Annotated in this window: 20 protein-coding genes; 10 read left to right on the top strand and 10 right to left on the bottom strand. The window is 36.9% G+C overall.

Features of this window, described 5'->3' with window-relative positions; genetic code table 11:
- The first annotated feature begins 2 nt into the window (after positions 1-2).
- The 4 genes from SLH46_RS13680 to SLH46_RS13665 are packed head-to-tail and all read left to right on the top strand — an operon-like array spanning position 3 to position 3826.
- Positions 3-356, top strand: coding sequence for a hypothetical protein (locus SLH46_RS13680; RefSeq protein WP_320281764.1), 354 nt, complete (start codon positions 3-5; stop codon positions 354-356).
- A gap of 51 nt (positions 357-407) precedes the next feature.
- A complete protein-coding gene (locus SLH46_RS13675; RefSeq protein WP_320281763.1) occupies positions 408-2816 on the top strand; it encodes a TonB-dependent receptor in 2409 nt (802 codons plus the stop codon).
- Positions 2817-2839: 23 nt separating this feature from the next.
- On the top strand, positions 2840-3280 hold the full coding sequence (locus SLH46_RS13670) for a DUF4625 domain-containing protein (protein ID WP_320281762.1): 441 nt from the start codon (positions 2840-2842) through the stop codon (positions 3278-3280).
- A gap of 54 nt (positions 3281-3334) precedes the next feature.
- Complete coding sequence (locus SLH46_RS13665; RefSeq protein WP_320281761.1) at positions 3335-3826, top strand: DUF4625 domain-containing protein; 492 nt, start codon at positions 3335-3337, stop codon at positions 3824-3826.
- Positions 3827-4091: 265 nt separating this feature from the next.
- Here the strand turns inward: SLH46_RS13665 and SLH46_RS13660 are convergent, their stop codons facing one another.
- A complete protein-coding gene (locus SLH46_RS13660; RefSeq protein ID WP_320281760.1) occupies positions 4092-5111 on the bottom strand; it encodes a pirin family protein in 1020 nt (339 codons plus the stop codon).
- Positions 5112-5614: 503 nt separating this feature from the next.
- Between SLH46_RS13660 and SLH46_RS13655 the strand changes: the two genes are divergently transcribed.
- The 6 genes from SLH46_RS13655 to SLH46_RS13630 all read left to right on the top strand — a co-directional run bounded on the left by SLH46_RS13655 (position 5615) and on the right by SLH46_RS13630 (position 10590).
- Positions 5615-6547 carry an NAD(P)-dependent alcohol dehydrogenase gene (locus tag SLH46_RS13655; RefSeq protein ID WP_320281759.1) on the top strand — a complete coding sequence of 311 codons (933 nt, stop codon included), beginning with the start codon at positions 5615-5617 and terminating at the stop codon, positions 6545-6547.
- Positions 6548-6581: 34 nt separating this feature from the next.
- Positions 6582-7040, top strand: a complete 459-nt coding sequence (locus tag SLH46_RS13650) for an MBOAT family O-acyltransferase (protein WP_320281758.1) — start codon at positions 6582-6584, stop codon at positions 7038-7040.
- 77 nt (positions 7041-7117) lie between these two features.
- Positions 7118-7975 (top strand): CPBP family intramembrane glutamic endopeptidase, encoded by an 858-nt coding sequence (locus SLH46_RS13645; RefSeq protein ID WP_320281757.1) that lies wholly within the window; start codon positions 7118-7120, stop codon positions 7973-7975.
- 51 nt (positions 7976-8026) lie between these two features.
- Complete coding sequence (locus tag SLH46_RS13640; RefSeq protein WP_320281756.1) at positions 8027-9463, top strand: serine hydrolase domain-containing protein; 1437 nt, start codon at positions 8027-8029, stop codon at positions 9461-9463.
- Between the two features lie 9 nt (positions 9464-9472).
- Positions 9473-9976, top strand: a complete 504-nt coding sequence (locus SLH46_RS13635; protein WP_320281755.1) for a thioredoxin family protein — start codon at positions 9473-9475, stop codon at positions 9974-9976.
- A 20-nt stretch (positions 9977-9996) separates the two neighbouring features.
- A complete protein-coding gene (locus SLH46_RS13630) occupies positions 9997-10590 on the top strand; it encodes a hypothetical protein (protein ID WP_320281754.1) in 594 nt (197 codons plus the stop codon).
- A 20-nt stretch (positions 10591-10610) separates the two neighbouring features.
- Here the strand turns inward: SLH46_RS13630 and SLH46_RS13625 are convergent, their stop codons facing one another.
- From SLH46_RS13625 to SLH46_RS13590, 9 genes are all read right to left on the bottom strand, one after another.
- The gene (locus SLH46_RS13625; protein WP_320281753.1) at positions 10611-11192 is read right to left on the bottom strand and encodes a Crp/Fnr family transcriptional regulator; all 582 of its coding nucleotides are present in this window, start codon (positions 11190-11192) and stop codon (positions 10611-10613) included.
- 117 nt (positions 11193-11309) lie between these two features.
- Entirely contained in the window at positions 11310-12533 is a 1224-nt protein-coding gene (locus tag SLH46_RS13620; RefSeq protein WP_320281752.1) for a retropepsin-like aspartic protease, read from the bottom strand.
- Positions 12526-12969, bottom strand: a complete 444-nt coding sequence (locus tag SLH46_RS21705) for an RDD family protein (RefSeq protein ID WP_442873566.1) — start codon at positions 12967-12969, stop codon at positions 12526-12528. Before SLH46_RS21705 ends, SLH46_RS13620 begins: the two co-directional genes overlap by 8 nt.
- 67 nt (positions 12970-13036) lie before the next feature.
- Positions 13037-13939 (bottom strand): alpha/beta hydrolase, encoded by a 903-nt coding sequence (locus SLH46_RS13615; RefSeq protein ID WP_320281751.1) that lies wholly within the window; start codon positions 13937-13939, stop codon positions 13037-13039.
- A gap of 76 nt (positions 13940-14015) precedes the next feature.
- Positions 14016-14591, bottom strand: coding sequence for a Crp/Fnr family transcriptional regulator (locus SLH46_RS13610; RefSeq protein WP_320281750.1), 576 nt, complete (start codon positions 14589-14591; stop codon positions 14016-14018).
- 193 nt (positions 14592-14784) lie between these two features.
- Positions 14785-15936, bottom strand: coding sequence for a prolyl oligopeptidase family serine peptidase (locus SLH46_RS13605; protein WP_320281749.1), 1152 nt, complete (start codon positions 15934-15936; stop codon positions 14785-14787).
- A 137-nt stretch (positions 15937-16073) separates the two neighbouring features.
- Positions 16074-17144, bottom strand: a complete 1071-nt coding sequence (locus SLH46_RS13600) for a DUF2971 domain-containing protein (RefSeq protein WP_320281748.1) — start codon at positions 17142-17144, stop codon at positions 16074-16076.
- Between the two features lie 174 nt (positions 17145-17318).
- Entirely contained in the window at positions 17319-22205 is a 4887-nt protein-coding gene (locus tag SLH46_RS13595; RefSeq protein WP_320281747.1) for an NACHT domain-containing protein, read from the bottom strand.
- A 490-nt stretch (positions 22206-22695) separates the two neighbouring features.
- Entirely contained in the window at positions 22696-23568 is an 873-nt protein-coding gene (locus tag SLH46_RS13590) for a PIG-L deacetylase family protein (RefSeq protein ID WP_320281746.1), read from the bottom strand.
- Between the last annotated feature and the right edge of the window lie 310 nt (positions 23569-23878).

The following is a 23878-nucleotide window of genomic DNA, read 5'->3' as shown; positions in this document are numbered from 1 at the left end:
CTGTGAGTAATTTAAAAATACATATAGCCCTTGTGTTCCTGGGAATTTTCGTTTTCCCAATCGCTTATCAGCCGTATCATATTGTCAGGCATCATTCCGAAAAGGCAGATTGTCATCATGAATGTTGTCATCTGGTACATGATGAACCTGATGGTGTAACTTTTAAAGACAACTCCGGAGAGGAAGAGAGTTGCCCAATTTGCGATTATCACTTTCCGGTTAAGGACTTACCAAAGCCTTTATTTTTTACGGCTGCCATTCCAATCGTACAGAATTCGCTTGTTGAAATCGAAATAAAACGGGCCTGCAAACAGGTCATTTCCACAAAAACACCGCGTGCACCTCCTGTGTGCTAACATACCAGTGTATTAGTTTTTTAGGTGAATTTTTAATCTCAATTATTTTATATGAGAAAGTTTGTCATGCTGGTAATTTGCATGATCTTTTTACATGGCCATATGTTTGGTCAATCCGGTTTTGTACTTAACGGGCTGGTTGTTGATGAAAACAACGATCCTTTACCCGGTGCATCGGTGTTGTTGTATCCGATTGAAAAAGGAACAGTTACCGATGCCAACGGGCAATTTGTTATGAACAAGTTGCCGGAGGGAAGCTACATGCTCGACATATCGTTTGTTGGTTATAAAAATTGTATAGACACCGTTTTAGTCAACAAAAATATTGCTTACAAAACGCAGCTGGAAGTTGCCAATTTAAGTTTGCAGGAAGTTGTTGTGACCGATAATTATGCGGAAAACCGGAAAAAGGAAGAAGCGCTTAATATTGAAGTTGTGAATGATACCTACTTGAAACAAAATTTGGGTGGCAGCCTGATGAGTTCCCTGGAAAGATTACCCGGAGTGACCACCATCGATATTGGATCAGGACAATCAAAACCGGTAATTCGTGGTCTTGGATTTAATCGTGTTGTTGTGGTGGAGAATAACATTAAACACGAAGCTCAGCAATGGGGAAGCGACCATGGTTTGGAAATCGACCAGTATGCAGTTGATAATGTGGAGGTGATCAAAGGTCCGGCGTCGTTAATGTACGGATCGGATGCCATTGGCGGAGTGATCGACATGAATAACAGAAAGCTGCCTGCCCCGAATTCGTTTGGTGGAAGTGTTGACCTGACCGGAAAAACGAATAATGCATTACTGGGAACTTCCATCTCGTTGTACGGACGGAAAGACTGGTTTTTTGCCAACCTGCGTGCTACTTATATCGATTATGGCGACTACAAAGTACCGACCGATAGTGTTGATATTTATTCCTATCGTGCAGCCTTACACAACAATTACCTGCGAAATACGGCGGGTAACGAAAAGAACCTGCACCTTACGCTTGGTATCATTCAAAATGGGTTTCAGAGTAAACTGTTTGTGAGTACGGTAAACAGCAAAAGTGGCTTTTTTGCCAATGCACACGGTTTAGAACCCCGTAATGTGGATACCGATTTGCACGACAGTTCAAACCGTGATATCAACTATCCGTACCAGAACGCCAGCCATTTTAAAGTGGTAAATACCACGCACTACAAATGGGATGCTTCAAAACTTGAAATGGATTTGGGTTTTCAGCGTAATTTCAGGCAGGAGTGGAGTGCGTATGTGAGCCACGGTTATATGCCGCCGGTTTTCCCTGATACCTTATCATTCAATCCGGATCTGGAGCGCGAGTTTGAAAAATATGTGTACTCGGGAAATCTTAGGTTTTCGCATCAGGTAAACGAGAAGAACCAGTTGGTAACAGGCATAAACAGCGAGTTTCAGGACAACCGGATCGACGGACGCGGATTTATTATTCCGGCCTACCAACAATTCAGCATAGGCGGATTTGTTTTTGCAAAACACAAGTTCTCGGAACAAAGTCGTCTGCAACTGGGCGTGCGTTACGATTACGGAACGATTGAGACTGACGAGTATTATGACTGGTTTCCATCGCCGGTGGGTGAAGACGAAAATTCCAATTTGGAGTACCTTCAGCGTGCCGGAAATATCGACCGCACTTTTTCGAATTTAACATGGTCGGTGGGCTACAATTACGATATGGAGCATTGGACATTAAAAACCAATGCCGGTAAAAGTTTTCGTATGCCCATTGCAAAAGAGCTGGCAGCAAATGGGGTAAATTATCATCGCTTTAGTTACGAAGTGGGCGATCCTGATCTTTCGCCTGAAATTTCATACCAGTTGGACCTGGGAGTGGAATACCATTCAAAACGATTGGCAGTCGGAGCCACGCCTTTTCTGAATTACTTCGATAATTACATTTACCTGAATCCGAGCTCCGAATTCGACAGGCTTTACGGAAACGGTAACCAGGTATTCTACTATACCCAAAGCAGGGTGCTGCGCTACGGTGCCGAGCTGCATGCCCATTACGAATTGCTGCCTGATTTACAATTGGGAGCGATGGTTGAATATGTGTATTCGGAACAGTTGTCGGGAGAGAAAAAAGGCTACACTTTGCCCTTTTCGCCACCGGCGTCGGCGATTATCAACCTAAAATATCAGAAGAAAAAGTTTGCGTTTGCCGAAAATGCCTATGCTTCTGTCGACCTAAGAATAACGGCGCCTCAAAACCGCATTGTTCCTCCTGAAGTAACTACCGACGGTTACCGGGTAGTTAACATCGGTGCCGGGGGCGAAGTGGAAATTTTTAATCAGAAAGTAAACGTTTCAATGCAGGTGCAAAACCTGTTCAATACCAACTATTTTAAACACACCAGCTTTTACAGGCTGATAAATGTACCCGAAGCGGGAAGAAACATTGTAATGAATGTTTCGGTGCCCTTTTCAGGGAAATTATAAGTTGAATACAAGAACAATTAATTATGAAAAAGAGAAATTTATTAGTTGCAATAACTTTAGTAATGGCGGTATTTTTTACTGCCTGCGATGATGATGACACAACAATTGCCAAACCGGAAATTACGATTGAGGAATTGGGTGAAGGCGACAGCCATGGAAACGACCACACCGGAGTAGTGGGCAGCGATTTACATGTTGAAGTTGAAATTGTTGCCGAGGGAAAGATAGATGTGGTGCAGGTTTTAATTCATCCCGAAGGAGAACATAAATCGGCTTTCGAAACGGAGTGGGAAGTAGATACGACCTACACCAAGTTTTCGGGATTAAAGAACACCACTTTCCACGAGCATATCGACATTGCAGACTGGGCAGAGCCGGGCGAATACCATTTCGATTTTATTGTTACCGATATGGAAGGCAACCAGTCGAGTGCTGAGGCCGAATTGCAGATTATTGAAGAATAAAAACATCAAAAGCCGACGGGTATTTCTACCTGTTGGCTTTTAACAATTACTGTTATGAAAAAAAAATATATACTACCACTTCTGGGCATTTTACTGCTTTTTGTGGTTGCCTGCAGCGACGATAACGAGGTGGATACCGAAAAACCGGTAATCGATATCAGTTTTGCCGACGCTTTCCCTACCAATTGCGATACCATTTATTTTGGCGAAACCTTTGTGCTGAAAATGAAATTTTCGGATAATGTGGAATTGGGAGCTTACAGCATCGATATTCACAACAATTTCGATCACCACTCGCACAGCACAGAAGTTTCAGCCTGCGAGCCCGATCCGGATAAAGATCCGGTGAATCCTTTTGTAAGTATCGACGACTTTACCATTCCCGAAGGTGCTGCAAGCTACGAAACAAATCTTACCATCTCCATTCCGGAAAATGATGGTACGGAATTATTTGATGAAGGGGATTACCATTTTTATATCGGCCTAACCGACAAAGAAGGCTGGTCGGCACAAAAAGGATTGACGATTAAAATGCTTTATCGGTAGGCACCAAGTCGATTATTTTTACCCTCGAAAAAGCCCCGTTCCGTATTGATTTTAAACATACGGAACGGGGCTTTACGGCGGTGAGGTGGTTGGTTCTATTATTGCACCGCGGCTTTAGCCCGGTGACCCGAATTCAGTACATATAAAAAGGCTTTAGCCATTAATTTTATTAATTAAACGCTAAAGCCTTTTATATTATCACAAATATCACCGCCCTGAAGGACGGTGCAAAACAGTATCCTTAATTGTTACTTTTTTGCTCTTATTATTTTTGTTCTTCAGTCCCATCTGCATAATGTGCAAACCGGCCTTTCGATCGGTCAAATACCTGTTCTTTCATTGGCCAGGGCCAGCCACCAAATTGTGTTCTTTGGTATTCAAGTATTGTTTCCCTGATCTCTTGTTCGGAATTCATCACAAACGGGCCATATTGCGCCACCGGTTCCTTAATTGGTTTTCCCTGCAGTAACAGCAGATAGGCATCTTCGCTGCCATTAGTAATGGTGGTTTTTACACTTGGGTTTAATGCAATTCTGTTATTCACAGTTATGCTTTGGTCATCAATTGTAATCGAATCTCCCTTGTAAAAATAGAGGTTTCTGTTTACGTCTTCTGCTGCATTCGGGAGCGTGTATGTTGCTCCGGCTTCCATTTTTATCGTATAAATGGCCACTTCATTTTGGGGATCAGCTGCCCACGAATCCGGATTAGGATCAGGAGCACTAGTCTCTTCCATTGTACCTGCAATAATATCGATTTTCGTTACTTTCCCATTTTCATCTTTTGATTTGATAACCGGAATCTTTTCCTTCCAAAGCATTTTATAATGCGGTTCAACCAACTTACTTTTTCGAGGTAGGTTGAGCCAAATTTGAAAAAGTTCCAGCGGATTGTCTTTGTCGGCATTTAGCAGCGGAAACATTTCTGAATGCTGAACACCTTTTCCGGCCGTTAGCCATTGTGCATCGCCATCTTTATAGCGTCCGGCGCCACCAAAGGAATCACAATGGTCAACTACCCCTTTCTTAACAACGGTAACCGTTTCGAAACCCCGGTGCGGATGGTAAGGAAAGCCCGGTACCACGCTTCCATGATACATGCTAAAGCCATCTTTACCCGCGAAATCCTGACCAATATTTCTGCCCTTTAACTGATCGGCGTCGGGTCCCATTTTTTCATTTCCTTTGGGGAATTCATCGTGATGATAGGCACAAAACAGAAATGGATCCTGTGCTTTCCACGGAGATCCTAATCGTTCTACCTGAAGTATTGAATTGTTATTCATAGCTATTATTTTATTGTTTATGCGAATCAAGTTTTGAATTAGCATATGGACAAAAATCCTTGATTTTACCTCAATTCCTAAAGGATGATCAAGGATTTTCTCACTTTCTTCCTTCAGGATAGAGGTAAAAAAGGGAGAAAATCAGTGCTGTACTATTTTCAAACCATGATTCGTATTGTTTATTTTAAATTGTTGTAGCCGGTTGTTTCATCCAGCCCAGTACCTAACACAAAAAGCGGGCGAAAATGTTCTGATTATTCCTGAAAATATTAGTGTTTTAACACTATTTAAAATTGCAGAGAAAAAGGGCGTTGCTATAATGAAGTGTGTATTGCGAGCAAGTGGGCAACACCTTCTTTTTATATCCATTGTCATCGGCTGCCGTTTCATTGATCACTTTTTTTCCAATCAATCCATAATTTCACTTCTTAACCCAAGTCAATGAAAACAAAATGTGCCCGATTTAATTTTGTTGTCATAATCATTCACTAAAAAGTAAGGTTATGAAAGCAATTGAATGTTTAAAATATGGGAGCCATGAGAACCTGGTTTTAACGGAAGTTGAAAAGCCAAAACCAAAAGAAAATGAAGTGCTGATTAAGATTAAAGCTACTTCAGTAACTGCGAGTGATGTGCTTATTCGAAAACTAAACGAGCCACTTATTCCAAGATTCATCCTACAACTTATTTTCGGTTTTGGCAGACCACGAAATTCGATTTTGGGAATGGTATCGTCGGGTGTTGTTGAAACTAAAGGGAAAAATGTAACCTCATTCAATATTGGAGATGAGGTATTTGCGTATGGATCTGTTTCGCCAACAAAGCGTCGTTTTGGTTCCTATGCCGAATATATTTGTCTGCCTGAAGACTGGAATATTGCGCTTAAGCCTTTGAATAGCAGTTTCGAGGAAGCCGCAGCCATTCCGTATGGAGGTTTACTTGCTTCGCATCTATTGAAAAAGACAAGAATAAACAGGGGCGACAAAGTTTTAATTTATGGAGCGTCGGGAAGTATTGGCACCATGACGATACAACTGGCGAAACTTGCCGGTGCTCATGTCACCGGTGTTTGCAGTAGCCGGAACTTCGAATTGGTTAAATCTTTGGGGTGCGACGAGGTGATTGATTACACAGCTGAAAATGCTGCATCACAATTGGAAACCTACAAATATGTGATTGACGCTGTTGGAAACGGCAAATCTTCAGCATTGAAAGAGAAAAGTAAAAAAGCACTCATTCCCGGTGGTAAATATATTTCCATCGATCACGGAACTCCTTTAACCCCAAAAAAAGCTTTTATGAATTTGAAAAATTTGGCAGAACAAGAGCTGATTAAACCTGTTATTGATAGTGTTTATCCGTTGGAAGAAATGGCCGAAGCGCATAAATATGTAGAGCAAGGCCATAAAATCGGAAATGTGATAATTACCGTATAGAACGCAGGCTGACGACTGTTATAAATCTGAAAATATGACTTTATCCGATTATGTACGAAGAAGAAACGGAGTGCCGCTGGGCGCCGGTGATTCACTCCGCAATATGCTGAGTCGTTCGCTGGGTGCCGGAACGTTTTCGGAATTTTGGCAGTACTGGAATCCCATTTGGGGCTATTACCTGGGAATGTATATTTTCAAACCGATAAAGTCGGTTTTACCCGCCTCGTTATCGTTACTACTCACTTTTGTTGCATGCGGGTTAATTCACGATCTGGCGGTGATGTTGCTCAAATGGAAATTTAGTCTGCTACTGACGCAATGGTTTCTTTTTATGGGGCTCTGCGTGATTTTTGGAAAAACTGCAAATATCAACTACTCAAAATTTCCATGGATCGTGCGGGCGGCAATTAACATACTGGTCATTTCAGGATGTTTTGTCATCGCTAATCAACTAAATAAAGTGGTGTTGACGATTTTCGTTGTCACTTCTTAACCCAAGTCAATGAAATTGAAATGCCTTATCTTCAACTTTGCTAAAGTAAGCTTTTAAAAAGAAACAAACATAAAAACATGATACTTGAAAATTCATCGGAACGAAAAGAAGCCTGGAAAACAATTTTTCTATTTCTCGCACTTGTGGTTGCTCTCACTTCTCCTTTCCATTATGCCTTAGTAAATTTATATCCATCAAGAATATATGTTGGGGCAATAATGTGGTGCCCTGCGATTGCTGCAATTATTACCTTAAAAATAAAAGGACGTAAAATTTCATCGCTAAATTGGAATTGGGGAAATTGGAAATATATCCGGCTTTCTTATTTTGTTCCTGCCCTGTATGGCATAATCACTTATCTGCTAATCTGGATTTTTGGATTTGGGCGTTTAGTAAATGCAGAAGTAATAACAGATTGGGCAAAAGAACTTGGTTTAATGGGAATCGGAACATTAAACCCAACCTCGATAATAATCATAGCGATTATTTTATTGGGTACTGTTGAAGTAATTCGGTCGGCAGCAACAACTTTAGGAGAAGAAATCGGATGGCGGGGTTTTTTCATTTACGAATTAAGAAAAGTACTCTCTTTTACCGGTGTTTCTGTTTTCAGTGGTGTTGTTTGGGCAACCTGGCACTGGCCGGTAATTGTGTATTATGGCAACAATGTAATTGTGGAAATGGCTTCGTTTTATGTGGTGATTATATCGATGTCGTTTATGATGACCTACTACACTTTTAAATCCAAAAGTTTATGGCCGGCAGTTATTTTTCACGCGGTGAGCAATGTGTATATTCAAAAAATACTGCCCGAATTAACCATTAAAAACGAAGGAACTGAATATTGGCTTGGCGAAAACGGAATTATGTTTGCCATTGTTACCTGTGTTTTTGGGATTTACTTTTGGAGAAAAGCAATGAAAGAAAAATTGTAATTAGATCATTTTGTTAGCATTTATTTGAAAATAACAAGTCTGAATTTTACTATGAACAAATTAATTCTTGCAAGTTTAATCCTTATTCTTTTTGCTTCTTGCAACTCAACTAAAGAACCAGATGATAAAAAAGCTGCACTGGAAAACGGAATTCGTGAGCAAGTGAAGTTTTTGGGAGAACCGGAAGTTTTCAGCTCCATAACAAATAGAATGTCAGAGTATAATATTCCGGCACTATCTCTTGCGGTAATAAAGCATGGTGAAATTGAATGGGCAGACATTTATCGAAATGCGAATTTCCCCGAAGAGCATCACCTGAATAGTTCCAGCATTTTCCAGGCAGCATCATTGTCTAAACCAGTGACTTTTCTTGCAGCATTACGCATGTATTCTGCAGGTAAAATCGACCTGGATAAAAATATACAGGAATACCTGAAGGATTTTGTAATCCCTCAAGGCAAACAAACGGCTGAGAATCCGGTTACGTTCCGCAATATTTTTTCCCATACTTCTGGAATCAGTCCCGGTGGATATCAGGGATACACCAGAAATCTCCCGATGCCCTCTGATCTGGATATTTTAAGAGGTAGTGAAGGAGTCAATACTCCGGCAATAGAGGTACTTACTCCACCTAAAAAAACACTGGCTTATTCCGGTGGTGGCTACACATTAGCCGAACTGGCTCTTCAAGACATATTCAATGATGAGTTCTCGAACATCATGCAAAAATGGATTCTTGAACCTGCCGGAATGAAACATTCTGAGTTCACACAACCTTTACCCGCTTCGGATTCGATTCGGGTAGCCAATGGTTACACTCAATCAGGAGAGGTAATCGAAGGTGGATGGAGAAACTATCCGCAGCAAGCTGCCGCGGGGCTTTGGAGCAACTCGATTGATTTGGCTAATTTTCTAATTGAAATTTATAAAGCGTATCAAGGCGCTAACTCGATATTTTCACAGTCTGATATTAAATCGATAATAAGCCAGGAACGAGACGGCAGTGTTTACGGATTCATATTAAACCGTTCTGGTGATGATATTTCAATCACTCACTTTGGAGGCAACGCTGGGTACCGTACGGGTATGACAATAAGCCTAACGAGCGGAAATGGATTGGCATATTTGATCAATTCGGACAATGGCGGGGCTCTGGGAAACGAATTACTTTTATCGGCCTCACAAATATATAATTGGCACCATTTTAAGCAAACAGAAGCTCAACGCACACATGTTAAATCAGATGTTTTAAAAGGTTTGTCGGGAAGCTATAAATGGAATAATCAAATAGATTTAACTGTTAGCTATGACGAAAACAAGGATCAAATTTCACTTTTCTTCCCGAATGGTGATGAGTACAAATTGGTTCCTGTTATTGGTGAAAATCTTGATTTCATTCACCCAAATACAGGAGTACAAATTTCTTTCACAATGAAGGATAACATACAATCATTCACATTATATGGACAAAATGCAATCAAATTATAAATCAAAACTATGAAGAAAACAGATAATCCAGCCACGAATTCATCGGGCAAGTCGCTCAAGCTGAAGAAAACGAAGTCTCCATTTTGGCGATGGTTCTGGCTCACCTTCCTTGTGCTTTCTCTTGCTTATGCGTGGTATTCATTTTATGCACCTTCCAATGATGTAGTTTGGGCTGACGATATTGAATCGGCCCGCGAACTTGCCAACAATTCCGACAAAAACATGCTACTGTTTTTCACAGGGGAGTGGTGCTCGCCATGCCGGATTATGAAGCGCGAAGTTTTTGCGGATGAGGAAGTGATGAAGGCCATCAATTCGCAGGTTGTACCAGTAATGATTGATATTGATGATCCCAAAGCACAGGAGGTAGTAAAGCTTTATAAAGTTGGTGGCACGCCAATAACAATTTTTACCAATCCTCAGGGAAAAGTACTTGATTACGCTGTTGGAAAGGTAGGAAAAACGAAATTCCTCGAAATGCTGGAGAAATTGGGTACGAAAGAGAAAAAATAACATTAAAAATATTTTTTGATATGAAAATTCAAGTTGTAATATTCTTAGCACTAATACTTTTAGGTGCTTGTGTTAGCCAAACAGAATCAGGTATAACCCAACAACCAACTCTGGCTGATTATCAGATTGGTGAAAAATGGGTCTGGAAATATAAAGGCGTAACAACGGAAGGAGAAGTACGCTCAGATGGAACTGACACAAGAGAAATCGTCAGTTTTGACGGAGTATTAGGTATAACCATCGGTAAGGATACCATTCCCGTAACCGAAATTGTTAAACCGGAAGAAAGCGAAACACCAAAGTACGACTGGCCACTCGTGGTGGGTAAAAAGTGGAAATTTGAAAACAACTGGACAAGTGAAGACGGTACAACAGGAAGTCAAAGTCAGGATGCCGAGGTATTATCGTACCAGGAAGAAACAGTGGAAGCTGGAACATTTATGGCTTATACAATCAAATACACCGGAAAAACGACCAATTCCAGAGGATATAGCGCAGATGAAACAGAAGTTTGGTTATATGCTCCTGCTGTAAAGAATTTCATAAAACTCACTCAAAATCAAGGCGATTTTCGATATGTGGAGGAATTAATCGAATATTCAAAGCCTGAATAAAATGCATTTTGAACTTCTTCTCAGTCCAACTCTGATGCAATACGTTTCCTAATTCGGCTCAAAGATTCCGGCTTAACGCCAATATAACTTGCCAGATGATATTGGGGAATTCGCTGGAACAAATCAGGTCTCGATTTCATGAGTTTCAGGTAACGTTGCTCAGGCGAATCGGTATAATAGGAAGTCAATGTTTCTTTTTGTTCTGCAAAAGCCGCTTCCATAATGGTTCTGGAGATTGTTTCAAACCGGGGAAAGCGCTTGAACAGTGCCTGACCTTGCTGCTCGTCGCCTTCAACAACCGTAGTATCTTCAACACAAATCCAATTATGCTTTGCTGCGTTTTCCGGAGTAAAGCTGTTTAACGAAATGGCCCATTGTTCTTCAGTAAAAAAATTGGTGGTTTTCTCTTCACCATCAGTTAGAATGTACTCTCTAACACAACCTTCCAAAATAAAATAGGTTTTGGTTGAAAATTGTCCTTCTTTTAACAGGAAATCTCCCTTCGCCAATTTCTTTGTTTGCATGCTTTCAGCAATGGCGTCGGCCTCTTCTTCTGAAAGTGGTGATATTCTGGAGAAATAATTTACAAATTTACTCTTCATCAAACATTCTTTTGGTGGTAATTACAATACATTCTAACACCATCCACTGCTTTAAGTTCGTTTTATATAGATTGCCGAAAGCGCTTAAACGTAAAAAACTTTGGCAGTAGTTTTATTTCAATATGTCTTATTAAAATAATAATCCAGCTTTTTCCCTTCTGAGTCGATTAATTGCATGAAAATCTCATCTTTCAGATCATATTCCACATAATCGCAAAAATCATTTCCATTTTCAAAATCAAGACTATCAATTTTTATCACTTTCATATTTGGTCTGATTCCACTTTTATAAGCATTTGATTCTTCTATTACAGACTGAACATAAATGCCTTTGTCGGTGGAGGAACCAAGTCTAAATCCGGCCAGACCAATTCTGTTTACCTCTTTTTCAGGCGTGGTAAGGTAAAGGTTTTTATTGTTCCAATCGATTGTAAGCTGAAATCTTGATAATAATTGATTCCCAACAGAGACAGTTTCTCCTGTTTGTATCAGCACGTTTTTAAGCGCCAGGTCATCTATCCGAACGGAATCAGAAAAAGTTAACTTCCTTTTTAGCTCAACGCTTTCTCCAATTATTCCACTTTGTTTGATTCCACTTTCTAAAAACTCAGTATCAATAATACTTTTATTGGTAAGTGTTGTAAATATTTCGTTGCTTAAAGCAACTGAGCCATTCGAACCATAATCTACCAATATATTCTTCACCCTGGCCTGACCGAAATTCATATCGATAAAAATATTGTATTGGTGATCCGTGTTAAATGGGATGGCAATACCGTTTTCATTCGTTTGTTCATCAACTGAACTGAGTAAAGACAAGGTGTTGTTTTCCTGATCAATCATCCAGTTACAATGTCTGATGAAGTTGGAACCGATAATCCCATCAATTTCCAGGCATTTCATTATTGGATTTGCTTCAAAGTCGCCAATAAATGCAGTTTGATTCAGAAATAATACATCACCAACAAATACAGAATCAACTTGTGCCCAATCAACCTGCTTTTTGTTTTTATCGCTATCAACAATTTTTCCTTTACTGATTATTTTGAAATTATTTTCTTCCTGAAGCTCACCGGATATACTGAATGGCGCACCTGTGTCGAATAAAAAACGATATTCTTTCCCATTTAAAGTAACCGGAAGAATGATAAGCCTTTTTTGAATATCAATATCTACTGTTTCTTTGATTTCATGCTGAGCGACACTCCCATATCGTATTGCTTCAGTCCATTTAACAGAGCACCCGGAAAGAAGCAACAATAAAATTCCTGCCAGAAGTAATGTTAACGATTTGGAGTGGATTCTAATGGTGTAGGTTCCGCAGTAAGTGCAGCTATTCATTGTTGGCATTTGTTTTTATTACTAAGGTTGTTGACAGCCTGTCGTGAAGGCCCTTTTTTGAAAACAAATAGTAAAAAATATCTATTGGGATTAATCTTGATATGGTCCTTTTAAAGATTGTTGAGAATGTAAGCTCATCCCCATCTCGGTGAACAACATTGGTTCGGGTTAAAAATTTTCCCAACGTTTTCTGAAAATAAAATTCCAGTACAGAATAGTAGGCTACATAGATGAGCAATCCTAAAGAAATGCTGTATAGGTAATTAACGAAATAGGAATTAAACCGGACAAAATAACGATCGAAAATATAAGCGATCGAGAAAAAAAGAATGATCCAGACAACTGTGTCAATAATAAAATTGACCAGTCGAAGCACTGAATGCACCGGACTTCCTGATAAATCATTTTGATTCTCTGGTTTATTACTGTGTGTCATCATTTTTGTAAGTTCATTGGTATTAATTTTTCCCAATAATTACAACACTTAATGTGGGAAAGATTGTTCATTCAGCTGGCTTTTCAATATTATAATAATTAACTAATATTTTCTGAAATTCAACATAATTGTGTTTCCACGGAATATGTCCACTTTTTTTAATGGACTTAATATTTGCAGTTGGAAATCTTTTTGGCAGCTCATCTTTACTCTCACCATAAATATCATTATCTCCATAGGTAATTAATATAGGAAATCGCGGATTTGTAAGTTCTACCAGCAATTTATATTTCCTTATTTCTTTTCGTGTTTTGTTGATTGGTTTGGAATGTATTTTTGAGTAAAACTCATCGTCAAGTTTTAAATCACAATAGCCTGTATAGTAATTTTTCAGAACTTGCTTAAATACTTTCCCGTAAGCTTTGTCGCTTCCCAGCATACCTAAAAAGGAGTTCCATCCCATATTTATCCATTCTTTGTTGGATGTCATTTTTCGATTAAAAGACAAAACTTCTTTTTCGGTTTTCTTCCAAAGCGTGTTAGTTCCCGAACTTGGGCTGCATAAGAACAAACTTTTTATTTTTTCAGGTCGTTCAATGGCGTAAATCTGCGCATATAAACCACCCCACGAATGTCCAAAAAGATGGACTTTCGAGATCTTATATTTCTCAAGTATTGCATCGATATCGGAAATATAGTCTTCCATTGTATACGAACAATTTTCACAGTAGGAAGCACCAACGCCCCTCTGTTCAAATGTAATTACCCGATAATTTTTTTTAAGAATATCGACAACTTCGAGCATTTCATCTGGTACACCGGGACCTCCATGAAGTAAGAGCACCGTTTCGGTTTTGTCATCCGAATAGACTGTAGTATTTAAATTAATATCCCCGTTTTTTACCATCGCTTTCTTTTGTGCGTGTGCCACGGTCGACGTTAATAGAAAAAGTAAAAACATTGCTTTCATAACTTTCTTGTTTTCTGATTATGAAGCAAAATTACGGGGTGATTATGTGACTTCCATTAACAATTGATAAAAGAACCTACTCCAACAAATCTTTTCTTAATCTGCTCAATGATATATTTGTAATCCCAAGATATGAAGCAATATCTGTATGTGGGATTAAATTCTCTAATCCTTTATACTTTTGTCGAAACGCAATTAGTCTTTCTTTTGCCGTAAATGATGCTAATCCTATTTCTTTTTCAACTTTTGATTGTAATTCCTTAAATAAAACAGCATTGCCGAAATCTCTGATTTCTAAATTATCAATCATCAACTTTTCAAACGCAACGGCATTTATCGAAGCCACTTCCAATTCTGTTAATGCTTTAAAATAATAACTTGATTTATTTTCTGAAACTCTTGTAGAATGCGGTGAAAGAATTGAGTTTTCTTCAAAGAATGAAATGGTTATTTCTTCTCCCTCCGGATTTATAAGAAAGCTTTTACAAATTCCATTTAATACAAAATATTCATTGTTGTTACGTTTGTTTTTTGAAATAAAGGTTTCTCCTTTTGCATAAGATTCGAATTCTAGTAATCTTTCAATTTCAAGAAATGATTTGTCTGAAATAGGGGAAATATTATGGATGATATTTTTTACTATGTCGTTCATTATTTTAAGCTTACAGGTAACGGTTGGTAAATGTTGTCGTTGCGGATTTCGGAGCTCGTTCCTGTTCGCCAGCTGGCGGACACGGAACTGCGAAACGAGAATTGGAGCGAAGCGGAAATCGGCCTAAAGCCAATCCGCTGTTGGCGTACCACCAAACCCCGCCCTGCAATAAGTACTTTGTTATAGCCCCTTATTATTTATTTCTTTTATCATATTTCAAAAACCAATCATACAATTCCTGCTCCGGATATACTAACCATTGAATCCAATGTCCAACCTCGGGCATTCTTGTATATCTTAAGTTTTTATTTTTTCCTTTTAGCTTTTCAATCATTCTATCCGTTTCTTCAACAGGAACGGTCTCATCAATCACTCCATGAAATGCCCAAATTGGTATATCAATCAAATTATCTGAATTCTTAGAAATAGATTCGATATGACTGGTAAAGCCGCTCATTGGAGCAATTGCTGCAAATTTTTCAGGATATTTTATTGCGAGATACCATGTTCCGGATCCTCCAAGGCTCATTCCTGTCAGGTAAACTCTATTTGTGTCTATCCGGTATTTTGATGTTATTTCAGCAAAAAAGTTCTCAAACCAATTATCGGTTGACCAACGTATTAAAACCGGACATTGTGGCGCTGCTATTACAAAGGGGAATTCTCTACCTCTATAGATTTGGTCAGGTATTCCGTAGCCATATAATTTTTTTAGATCGGTTCCTCTATGTGAACCTCCATGAAGATAAATTATAAGAGGGTATTCTTTTAACGAGTCAGGTTCATAATCAGAAGGAGTGTAAATCAGGTAATGATAATTCGTATCAATTGGATTCACTTTTAATCCGTGGTCGTAATCAAAATCATATAGTAATTCCCCATCTTTTGACCAACCTTTAAAATTACCTTGCCTCATTCCACGTGTATTTCCTTCGATATCATCCGGAATCCAATATCCTCTATCACTTATTTGTCCATTTGAATAAAATTCCTCGCAAATACCATTTTTTTTGCCGTCAAGATAATTGTATTTGCTTTCCGGATTTCCATTTTCATACCATGTCTGATAAAGTCCCTGTTTTGTGTTTGTTTTATAATTGCACCAATAATTTTCTTTTACGTTCTTATCAAACGATCTATATGTGCCTTTCATTTGAATCTGTCCGTTTTCAAAATAATCCTCTACATGATATAAGCTATCATCTTTGTCAAATCGAACAATACGTTTATAAATAATCGTATCATATTTTGAAATTGGTTGATGTAGTATGAAGGTGTCAATCTCTTGAGCATGTAGTCCGAAACAAGCTAAAACTAAGAGCAATATGTTAGTGAAATGCTTCATTTTTAATGCGCTATAACGGTGGTGGCGGTCAGACGAGAGTCTGAGTGTTCGACCGAAACTGAGGTTGGGACGAGATTCGACTTGTCGAATCCGCACAAACCCAGCCATGCCTTATACCACGTGTTAGCAGTAGATTTTTATTCTTCAATAAATTCCCATTCATAAAATTCTATATTATTGGTACCATTAAGTTTAGATTCGAAGAAACTAATATCATTTGATTTGTTTATAAACATCTTATAAATCCGATTCCGTATATGATTTGGAGTATTCACACCAAAATAAATTGCTGAAAGAGCCTCAATTGGATAATGTCTAATCCTATCTTCGGATTCTTTATTAGTTTCAAAATTAATTTCTATCAATCTCCACTCATTTTCGTATTCCCAACCATTTGTCTTTTGAGAGAATACATGTTCTAATTTATAGGCGTATTCATGTGTCCAACTTTTTGATAAGCCTATTAAGTCACAATCGTGTTCATTTCCCCAAACGGGCGAAAAATCAAAGAAATTAATGTAAGGTTGTTCTTTTACATACTCTACTTTTCTTAGTGTATCCCAATAAATAGAGGATTTGCTCTGCCATTCTGAAAATCTTTTCAAGTATTTTTCTTTATCAAAATCTCTTTTCCCTTTCATCTCAAATGGAAACATGCCCAGATTTTCGAGCTTAAATTCTACGCAAATTCCAGAGTGTTTACTTGAATAATGAGACCACATTAGAAAATCTGAATTCGTTTCGGAAAAGCAAGAAACAAAGCTATTTCGCAAGAATTTATCTGTTAACCTTTGTATCTCTTTTTCAAATTTGTCTTTATCAAAAGTTAAGTCAAGTTGTGCAGATTTTATTGATTCTTTTATTATGCTCGAAATTTCAAAAGTCCAGAGATTTTGCCCTTTTTTATCTTCAATTCTTTTGAAAATCTCGTTTTTCAATAATTCCTTTGAGTCTTTATCCTTTATGAATTTTAACCATTTTGTGTTAGATTCTTTATTTATTGCCTCATGTCTAAAGCAAAATTGAGATGTTAGAAGAAAGTGCAGAAATCCTGCGATAGCTTTTGAGTCATCTGTTGAAAAATCCATTCTTGCGCTCAAGTCTAACGGGTCATTAAGTTCAAGATAAGATGCAAAGTATAGTTCCTGATAGTATAATTCCTTAAAAAGGAAGTCATTTAATGGACGATATTTGTAGATTTTATTCAATTTCTTTCTTCATTTAAATTTACCGCTAACGGTAAATTGTATGAGTAGTGGCAGATTACGTGGCACTTTCCTGTCAAACCACTACGTAGTTTGAGCGAGTTACAATCCTGGATATTAAGTACTTTCCCTGCCATTACTTATACAAAATGTTAGCGGTTCGGTGTTTTCATTTGTTTAGTAATAAAAATCATATAAAATATCCTTTAAGCGCACTGTTTTATTTGAAACAATATCGTATCCAAAGTCATTTTTAAAATCAGTTATTTTATTTTTCCATAAAGTAACATCTTCATCTAGCATATTAACTTGTGAGAGTAAGTTGTAAAAAGATATTTTTTCGCTTAATGAATTGCTTGACAATAAAAGTTCCTTAATAGCTGAACTAAAATCTTTATCTCTTTTCAAGCGTTCAATCATTGGAATAAAGAAAAACCTGTGATATCTTTTAAATTCACCACTATTTGTAGATACTCCCTTAATAAATTCAGTCAAATTATTTACGTTTCTAAATAAAAACTTTAGATTGAAGCCTACATAATTATCTACTAAAATTTGATGTTCAACTATATCATCAAATATCTTTTTTAGAACTGGTTCTTCTTGCCACCCACTACATAAAGCCATAATCCTTCCTACATCATAAACATCCTTAACCTTACAAACTTCCTTATAAACTAAGGGGTCATTATTAAAATTTGCACCTAATAGTCTACCTGCAAGAATTACATTATAATTATTTCTATTGTTATCATTGGTAGTAATAAATCTTAATAAAATATCTTTTAAAATGGGACTTTTAGGTGTTGTTCTGTTAAGAAAACTGATTAACGAACTATTTTTAATTGTAGCGGAATTATTGGATATAAATTCCATTATATGGCTGTAAGTTGGAGATGATTTTACAGAGTGCCTTGCAAAGAATCCCCAAATATCCTCAGCATTTTTTTTGAACTTTAGATTATCGACAATAAGTTCAAAATCTTTTCCCGCAAAAGAAATCAGGTAATCAAAATTATCGATGATTGATTTAATCATTAGCCCACTTGAAGACTTTCTGTAATCTTGCTCACTAAAAATATCAAGCATTCTTGATTTGTCTTTGGGACTATCCTCACTTTCTATTGTAAAATATTCATCGAGTTTTCTTAAAATCAAATAACCTGCAAACGCAATGTTTCTCTTTACTTCATTGTCAAACCCCCTTGCAAAAATTATCGGTTTACTAAGCTCTAAGATACTATCTGCTTTAGTTTCTTTGATATGGTTGAATAAACAAATCGCCATATCGCCCATTATTTCTTCTTCTGCCTCTTCTTCAAAATTGCTTAAAACAGATTCAATTTTACTTGGTAGTATAGATAAATTTGCAAAAGACTCTATAATTAGTGACCTTAACTCTTTTGCCAAAGGAATTGATTTCTCAAGTAGCTTTTCTTCTTCTTTTATTAACTCTGGAAAATACTGAATAGCTAGGTTGTATAAACTATTATCATTTTCTATTCTCTCCAATATATATGATTGGACAATCGTGTTTGAAGGAAAGTTCTTTACAATTGTATCTAGTGCGGAATAATATTGACCAAAAAAGTCTTTAGGGAAGGACTCTAATTCATTAATTAGTGTTTTCAAAATATTTTTTTCAAAATATTCTTTATCTAGTTCAATGAGAGCAGAAATAGACCTTTCCCTAAAAGTTATTTTCTTATCAAAAAGGATTTGTTCTAGGATTTTTATAGCTTCTTCTTTTTCGCTACTATCAAAAACTTTTGATATAAAATGAGCGGATGCAGATGTTTTTTTTGTTTCAATTGTTCTAAAATACTCTTTGAGTTTTTCTTTGATAGACTCATCATCAGCCCAACCTTGCAATAGAGCCATTACATTCCAGTGAGAAACTCCTGAATTTGGTAAATCTTTAAGGAGTATCTCTTTTGCTTTTTCTGAATGAATAAAAATACTTGCAAATGCAACTTCAGGGTCAACAAAACTGTATTTTTCCAATCGCTTGTCCAACCATTTTTCAACAGAAGGAATCAACTCTTCCTTATTTTTAAAATAATGAAGTAAGTTTTGAAACATTTCGTGTTTATCAGCAGAATTGAAAGGAAATTCTTCATTCTCAAATTGTATTTTAATGAGATTAATTACATCTGTGTCCTCATTAAAGGAATGAAAAAGAACCTTCCAGGCAATTCCACTATCAATGGTAGTTTCTTCTTCATTATAAAATCCCTTACTATCAATCGATTTAATTAATATTTTTTTCAGATTACTACTTTGATTAAATCCATCTATCAATAGTTCAATTGACTCTTGTTTTAACTGGTAAGGCAATTGATTTACAATTGGGATTATCTGTTCTAAATCATCTTGAGTGTGTTTTTTTGTGAAAATTTTATACTTAAATAAGTAAAGCTGAACAATTGGGACATCAGCAACAACAGACTTAACAAGGTCATCTCTTTCTTGCTCTGTGATGTCATTTGTTATAATACTATTAATAGCGAAGGCTAAAATATCTGGATTTGAACAATTATGAATTAAATCTTTAATAAAATTAAAAACTTCTCCATTTTTTATGTGCTTCTTGAATGCATAAGAAGCATCATATCGTATCTCTATTGTCCCATTGATTAATGCTTTTTTTAGAAATTCAATTTGACTTGTGTTTAACTTATTAGAATATCTTAGAGCGTTAACTCGATAATCTCTATACTTATACTGGTAGGGGAAAAATTGAATTAAAAAATCCACAACCTTTTCTTTTAATCTTCCAGTTTGAAGAGCAATAATAATTAGTTTAAGTAAAGCTTCTTTATATGACGGGTCGGTTTCAAAGACGAATTCATTAATGATTGAATCAAAAGCTACATTCATAACTCCAGTCGGTGCATTGTCTAAGTCAATTGCAACCTCATATGAAATTAATTTAAGATAATCCTCTTGACATTTATCGTGAGTTGCCCCTTTTAATGCTTCAAAATGGTTATTGTACTTTTTAACCTGTTTTAATTGCATTAGACCAAATAAGCTTATAATTACTTGGTGAAAAGCTGGATTGGCTCCATACTGATTTATAAACTGGTTTACTGTTTCATCATCAGACTCATATAGATATTGAGCTGCTAAAAACTCCTGAAATTGTTTATGACCAAAAGAAATTTCATCATTTGATTTTTCAATTATTATTCCATAATTATTAGCACCAAGCTCAATCAACTCTTGACTACGAACTTTAGCTCTTGCTTCATCATAACCTGCATAAAAAACTAGATACTGCTTTATTATTTTATGAGCATCACATTTTAAGATTACACCGTCATTACTTTCTTTTTGAATGTAAATTGCTAGTTCGCAGAAAATATCTTTAAAATCTACTTCTATTATTCTTTCTTGAACAATCCCTGCGTCAGTTATACGTTTTACAGGATGCTTTTTTATTAAATATTGAGTTATTTCTTTAAGTGCCTCTAGCTTGTTTTTAGGTAATACCGAATCTTGCATTTTTTGTATTATCAAAATACTTAACAACAATGGTATTTCAGCTAGTTTTTTTAAATCTCCTGATTGTTCTAATTCTTTTATAAAATTATCAGTTAGTGTTTTTGAAAAATCGTCATTTTGAGTATCACCTTGCAATGAAGCCCATTTATTGTACCATTTCTCAACAAAATTCCTTTGTTGGTTTTTAGAAAAACCTGCTAAATTTAATGTGTTTAAATTTGTAAAAATATCCTTTAACATTCTAAAACCATAAGGTCTACTTGAATAAAGAATTTTACAATCATATAATCCCCTTATTGTTTCGATGCGTGATATAGCCTGTTGTGCAGATGAAAAACTGCTCCATTCATCAATCCCGTCAATAACTAAGAATAATCGTTCATCATCTAATGCTTCTTTTGCGATTTCGAATAAATGAGGTTTGCCAAAACCTTTAAACCAAAGGTATAGTATTTCAGAAATACTTAAAGAATCATCTTTACTGAGGTGTTTTGTTATAAAGGCAAAGGGCAACCAAACTGGTAAGGTTTTACCATATTTTTGAGAAATGTTTTCTAATTGAGGTTCTGAACTTAATATGTCAAGTGTTATATATCTAAGTAAACTACTTTTACCAGCTCCGGGGTCTCCAATAATTATATTTTTATTGTAAGTTATAAGCGCATCATCTGTTTTTATTCGAATATCAATGCTACTATCTTCTACATCATTTTGATTATTGAAATTTCTTCGTCGTAATTCATCCTCAACATATCCATAACCATAATCATCATAATAATACTCGTTTTGATTTGAGGTTGAAGAAGAAGTTTCACTATTGTTTTCAAAGCCTTCTTCTTTAACGCTTGAAAGAATGTCTGGAATAATAAATCTTTCTTGTAAAGTATATGGACTGTTTAGTTCTTTTATAGGAATACCAGGGTCTTGATTGTTAAAAATTGTAGAATAAAATTCGTATAATTCACTCCTGAATTCTATAATTTGTTTAGCATCGTACTTTTTTGCTTCTGAAATTTGTTGCACAGCGGGTTTGCCATTAAATTTTTTCACCCATTCTAAACCAAAAAAATCAAACACTATTTGAGGTTTGTCTTTAAGAAGTCTACACAGTTGAATTTTGTCCCATTTTACTAAAGTTATGTTCTCCTTACCAAGTTCAGTTTTTAATTCTTCAAATCTATCTTGAACTTGTGTTTTGTTCCATTCGCAAGAGGTGCATAAATATAGTTTATCACTTTTGTCAAAAAACTCCTTACTCTTAAAGTATTTAACAGCTTTATTTATATCATTTAACTCAAAATCTTGGTATCTTTTGCATTGATATGAACTATATCTTCCATTTGTTTGCCTAGCATAAATGTCTATCCCTTCTTGAGCTTGTCCCTTGATACCATAGATTTCACAGTCGTTTATTGTAAAATCAATTTGTACAACAGCTAAACATAGTTTTTCAAAGTCTTCCCAAGATAATTTCTCTAAAGGTAATTCCTGTTCTTTAGTATCTATAGGTGGGTCAACAATTGTTTGAATCGGTGTATATAAATAATTTAAATTCATTTTATATTAATGGTTTTCAATTGTGCAGTTGAGCTTTTTTTCACTGTCCGCTAACTAGTGTATAACATCACCAATGGATGTTATTTTCATTATCTCATTTAAAAAAGTAATGTTATCCGCCCAAAATGGAGGGATAACATACCTTATTATGTTATACTTATTTTCTGTTGTTATTTCAGGGTGCGTATTCAACGGTTTAAAGTTTTAGCACAATAAATGTAAACATAATATCGGAAAAGCAAAAGTCGGCTTAGAAAAACGGGTAGGTTTTCTTTTGAAGTTTGCTCATAGGCTCATTCAGTAGATAATTTATTTTTTACCCCTCTCCCTGTCGGGAGCTCCCCTTAAAAGGGGAGCGAGCGCCGAATAGCGGTCTGCTTTAACTCAGGGCCTCTGACATAACTTTTCAGATGATGGCTACAGCCAATCATGGTATTGCGAGCCACTTTCTGGTGGAGAAGTAATCTGCTAATAAGCTAATCGCTAAAAACTACTTTCCCAACATCGGAAATAAAATGCGTATCTCTTCATCAGAAGGATGCCGGCCAAACTCGCAAATTTCAAAAGCTTCAACGGCGCTTGCTTTTTCTGCGGTTTCGGCATCGTACCATTTTTCCAGCGATTTACGCATGGCAGGAGAGGGAGTATTTAAACGCATTTTGCCCAACCATTCCAGGCGGTCCTTCTCGTTATCGGGTACGTCTTCCAGCTGTCCGTTTAACCACGGTAGCCACTCAAAGAACTGCGATTCGTGGGCTGCCATTCCATACACTTTTTTATCGTACACGGCCGAAATATCAACAGCAATATCGGGTTGAAAAGGATTCGGTTTCTGGAAATTGTCGTGCGAATACAAAAATACCGGATTCGTTTTCAGTGCCGGAACATCGGGAGCAACATTGGGTACTGTTACCAGGAAAGCAGCATCCTGAACCGCAGTGGCTGTATTTCTATGGTCGGGATGATAATCGTACGGACGGTGTGTAATTACCACATCGGCATTCCAGTTTCGGATGATACGAATGATATCGTGGCGTAATTTAAGTGTTGGCATCAACTCTGCGTCGTGGTTATCGAGGACTTTGTAGCTTACACCAATTCGTTTACCCGCTTCCTGAGCTTCATTGATCCGTATTTTGGCCAGCGCACCGCCGCCTTTGCTATAATGGCCTGCATCGCCGTTCGTCAGCGAAACAAACAATACATTGTGTCCCAATTGTGCAAACTGGTAGGCGGTACCACCAACATCCACGTCGGCATCGTCGGGGTGGGCGCCAATTACAACAACATTTATTTTTGAATTCTGTGCGTGTGTGGTAAAAGCCAAAAAGCAGCTTAAAATGAAGATAAATGTGATTTTCATAATCAGGTAGTTTAGTTCTGTTTAGGTTTCTAAGTTATGTTTTTTTTGGGTAATCTGATGTATTTACAGTGACTGATTTGATTGGGAAAAATTGGACCACCTCCCATCCGCCAACCGGCGGATGTACTCCTCCTCAAAGGAGGAGAAATAATCGCAATCCAAACAATGTTTGAAGTATAAAGTATGTTTCATATACTAAATTTCTCCTCCTGACAGGAGGAGGGGACCGCGTTTACAGCGGTGAGGTGGTGAACGGATTTAACAAAACCGAACAACAATGGATTTAACAAAATCTGATATATTTGAGAGT

Source organism: Draconibacterium sp. IB214405 (assembly GCF_033963885.1).
GTDB lineage: Bacteria > Bacteroidota > Bacteroidia > Bacteroidales > Prolixibacteraceae > Draconibacterium.
Note: the sequence above shows the minus strand (reverse complement) of the source record. Positions and strands in the feature narration are given on the sequence as shown.